Origin of the sequence: Limosilactobacillus kribbianus, from assembly GCF_026413145.1 — a bacterium.
GTDB classification, from domain to species: Bacteria; Bacillota; Bacilli; order Lactobacillales; family Lactobacillaceae; genus Limosilactobacillus; species Limosilactobacillus kribbianus.
The window spans coordinates 1-4,337 of record NZ_JAOVYZ010000081.1 but is presented as its reverse complement, the minus strand read 5'-3'; the positions used below and the strand labels follow the sequence as shown (position 1 = coordinate 4,337).

Here is a 4,337-nt window from a genome sequence, read left to right as displayed (position 1 = left end):
AAATCAATTGGTATCTGAATTCCCGGCCACTTAAATGTCTTAACTGGCGCACACCAATCGAGATCTTCCTGCTTAATTTACGTCATTAAATTCGTTCAAGTTATTTCTTGCAATCTGCCTAATTGAAAAAGCCGTTCGATCTCTCGCAGCAATCCATCATGATTATTGTCGTATTGAGTAACCCGGTCGGCGAGTTGGAGAAGATCCGCAGTGGCGTTTTTCATGGCATAGCCACAACCGGCCGCGGTGATCATTTCTTGGTCATTGGACGTGTCACCAAAAGCAATCAGCTCTTGCATTTTTCCGCCGGTGGTATGAATTAACTGGGTGAGACTGACGGCTTTATCGACGCCACCTGGGAGAATGTCAATTCCCCAGGCACCGCTGTATGTGGCGTGTACCGTTGGAAACTGCTGATTGATTTGGTGGACGAGGTCGTGGATCCACTTCAACGGAGGATGGTGTCGGTGCCAATTGATGTTGAGGTTGTAGAGCGGCTCGTTAATTTCGGCAAGCTGTAAAAAGTAGGCGTGATGCGGATAGTAGGGAACCGGGACGTTTTGGTAACGCGCGGCAATAAAGGTTTGCTGTGCTCCGGAAAGGGAGAGCAGATCCGGCTGTGGGTCAATAGTTTTGACGTAATTAAGCAACGCGACAATTGTTCTACGCTTGTGGGGCTGACTGAAGCTTTCCTTTTTGTCGATGATAATTCGCCCACCGTTTTCGGCGACGAAGTTTTTAACGGCCGGGCAGGGGAGAAAAATTGTTTGCAATGCGTCATAGCTGTTACCGCTGGCAACGATGAACATCACGTTTTGCGCGGCCAGCAATTGAACATCACGATTAAGCCGTGCGGCATCAAAGTGGTCATGATCGTCAAGCAGGGTCCCATCGACGTCGACGGCAACATAGCGCCATTTGGTCATTTGAGATGACTCCTTTCTAGTAATTATCTTTTTTCTTTTTCATACAATTCTTCAAGATTTATATAAAACCCGGGAAAATAAAAGCCATCGTGAAGTGCTTCTATAATAGCCTTCACAATGGCTTTTAGTATCTTTCGCAATTCATGAAGAATCCTCAAAAATGCGTCCCCCGGGAATCGAACCCGGATCATGAGGACCGAAATCTCATGTGCTATCCTTTACACTAAGGACGCTTCTCGTATATTATTATAGTCCTCTTTTTAGAAAATAACAGATTAAATTAATTTAATTACGCGTTGTATATTATGTAAACTTATTTAGTTAGGAAAACTCATGCCGCGTTATTCATAGAGCGCTTTGTTATTTTTTGAAACTAGATTTTATCAATAGGAATACCATCAATAGGAATAATGCTTTTAACCAAATTAATTAGCAATATTCTTTCAGTAACAAATTTGCCGCTCAGACGAAACGAAAAAGATCGAGACGGGTAGTTGATCGTCTCGTTTTGTCTGAGCGGCATTGCTTGATTTTACCTCTAAATTAACCAAATCGAGGTCCAAAATAGGTGTTATTTCTAGAAAATAACACATCGTAAAAGTTGATTTATCAGCATTTAAACTGATAGCAAAATCATGAAGTGTTATTTATTTATATGTTTAAAAAATAACATCTTAAAAATTAGCCCTTAATTTGAGCTGTTTTCTCTCTAAAAATGACAGATAATTCAGAAACCCTCTTTTAATTTTCAATCAAGATATTATGTAAACTAAAAGAGCCTAACAAAAAGTCCGTTAGCTACTAATTTAGTAACCAACGGGCTTCGCGTTAAAAACAATTCAGTTTTCCTTTTCAGCTAATTTGGCTGCCCGGTTCTCATGGATCATGATGTAGATCAAGAGCAAAAGTGCTAATCCAGCAGCAGAGTAAAGAACGATGTTACTTGCTAACCAGCCGTACTTGGAAACAAGAATTCCGATCAGGGCGGTTGCTAAGGTTTCACCAAAGATGTATTGAAAGAAGCCCATGAATCCGGTGGAAGAACCAACTGCGAACTTTGGCACGGCTTCATTAACCATCAATCCAACCAGAGTCAGTGGTGCGTAAATTAAAGTCCCCATGATAAAGAGAACTGTTACGATCAAGGTGTGACTCGTGCTGAAGAAGTAGGTAGTTAAACAAACGAACAGCAAGATAACACAGACAATGCAAACGAGTGCCCGCCGATCCTTTAGAAAGTCTGAGATCGCACCCATGATAATTACACCAGGAACAGCAGACAGTTCAAAAATCCCAACTAGCCATTTGGCAAAGGAAGGACTGAATCCCTTCGACTGAACCAAGAAACTTGGGATCCAACTCATTACCCCGTAACGAACTAAGTAAAGCGACATTGAGGTTAAAGTGATCGCCCAAACAATTTTGTTGGTCAGGATGTACTTCATGAAGATCTGTGGCAGGGTTAACGTTGTCAATTCTGAAGAACTTTGCTTACCATTTTCCAGGACAACTTCATCGCCAGTATACTCAGAAATGCTTGGCAAACCGACAGTAGTTGGACGGTCTGAACCCGCTACTAAGACAAAGGCAGCGATGATTAGGGAAACAACAGATGCCGTGTAGAAGACTGCCGGAATTGAGCCAGTAAACATGAGCGTTGCTAATTGAACAACGGCAACACAGACGAAAGCACCGGCATTGTGTGCGGAAGACCAGATGGAGTAAATGGCACCACGGTGCTTCTTACCCCACCAGAGCTGGACGATCCGCTGACAAGCAGCCGCACCCATCCCCTGGGCAACGGACATTACCAGCATCAAGAACATCATTACATACAAGTTCTTGGTTGCTCCTAAGCCGAAGTTCAGCAGGGCGGAAAGAATTAACCCGGTTGCCAGATAGTGGTTCGGATTACTCTTATCACTAAGTGCACCCATGAACAATTTAGAAATCCCGTAACCAATCCCGAAACAGGAAAGGACCATCCCAACATCAGCAGTGGTGAAACCATACTGCTTCATAATATCATTCTGCTCGGTCGTGAAAATTAAACGAATAACATAATAGCCAATATAACCGATACAGATTGACAGCAAAACGCCAAGCTGACGCCACTTATAGACGGTTGCAATTTTATCTTTTGGAACCTTTTTCGTAGCATCAGGCGCTGGCTTTAAGAAAGATAGCATAGCAAAAACCTCCTATATACAAAATTGATTCATACTTCTTGACAAATTTTCAAAAAGCGTAAATCGTTACACATTGTGACTAATAGCGCAATCCTGCTAGATTATAGCACCATCTTACAAAAATGTACACAAAAAGTTAGTTGACATAATAAAAATAGTGCAATTCGATTTGAAAAGCACTACCGATCATTTCTATTTTGTTTTCCAGACCCGGTAATAATGCCGCGGGGCGGTTGCAATTGGCCGAGAATAGTGATCGCTAATTCTTAACGAACCATTGTCCAATGACCGTTGATTATCATCACCGGATTCGTCTAGTGACTCGACCGGGACAGGAATTTTAATCTGCGAATCATTAGCAGATGAACCATTTTGATAATTAAAGCGAATACCAGGTTCAACATTATATAGGTAGACATTAAAATTCAAACTGCCATCGGTTGCAATTGCTTGGAGGTTAATTCCCCGCGCCATCAGCTCTTTTCCCCGAAAAATTGGCGTAGCTTGATAAACAACGTGCTTGCCTTGGATCAGCGTGTGCCGCACTCGCGCTTCATAAATTGTTTGAAGCATTTGGTTGGTAAAATCAGTTTCGGTAAAGAGGTTGCGGGGATTGTCCTGATCACCAACGGGGCTGCTGCTGTATTTACCGGTATTACGATCGATGCCGGCTGTCAATGAATAGGCAATTAGGTGTCCACGGTTATAAATCAAATTACCGTCTTGGTTGGCATGCCAGCCAGTTGGCTGAACAGTTTGCCGCGTTCGCAGATTCGTATTAGCCTGATTGTGCCAGTTGAGAAAGGCAATGTTAGAACTCGCGGTCCGGTGCAAGTGATCTAGCTGTTGGTAGCTGACCTTGTTGCTGCGCCAGGATTTAGGATTGAGGGTTGACCGGCCATGATTAACCTGAACCACTGGATTGGTGCCCGACTGATAATTCAATTGTGCTAACTTTTGATACTGTTTACTGGTTAATCCGCCGGGTTTACTTGCTGGCCGTCGATCACGCTGAGCAAAGTGAAGACGTTCCAATTGCGCCTGACGAAAATCATGGTAAGCTGCCCAACTGGTACCGATAGATAAACCAATTATTAATAGACCCGAAATGTCAAATTAAGTTAGAAAAAAGCTAGTTGCTCATCGGTGACGTGCTTCATGAATACTTCAAGTGGTGTGCGGTAGTTCAATGACTTGCGAGGAATGTTATTCCGACGATGCA

At 42.9% G+C, this 4,337-nt stretch carries 3 protein-coding genes, 1 tRNA gene and 1 pseudogene; all 5 read right to left on the bottom strand.

The features are described 5' to 3' along the window. Positions 1-95: 95 nt before the first annotated feature. The gene (locus OCT58_RS09990) at positions 96-926 is read right to left on the bottom strand and encodes an HAD-IIB family hydrolase (protein ID WP_267202688.1); all 831 of its coding nucleotides are present in this window, start codon (positions 924-926) and stop codon (positions 96-98) included. Between the two features lie 161 nt (positions 927-1,087). Then, positions 1,088-1,159: transfer RNA gene (locus OCT58_RS09985), tRNA-Arg, on the bottom strand. 606 nt (positions 1,160-1,765) lie between these two features. Next, positions 1,766-3,115, bottom strand: coding sequence for an MFS transporter (locus OCT58_RS09980; protein WP_267202687.1), 1,350 nt, complete (start codon positions 3,113-3,115; stop codon positions 1,766-1,768). Positions 3,116-3,307: 192 nt separating this feature from the next. After that, a complete protein-coding gene (locus tag OCT58_RS09975; RefSeq protein ID WP_267202686.1) occupies positions 3,308-4,060 on the bottom strand; it encodes a DNA/RNA non-specific endonuclease in 753 nt (250 codons plus the stop codon). Between the two features lie 176 nt (positions 4,061-4,236). After that, a pseudogene (locus OCT58_RS09970) lies at positions 4,237-4,337 on the bottom strand (IS30 family transposase); the annotation flags it as partial.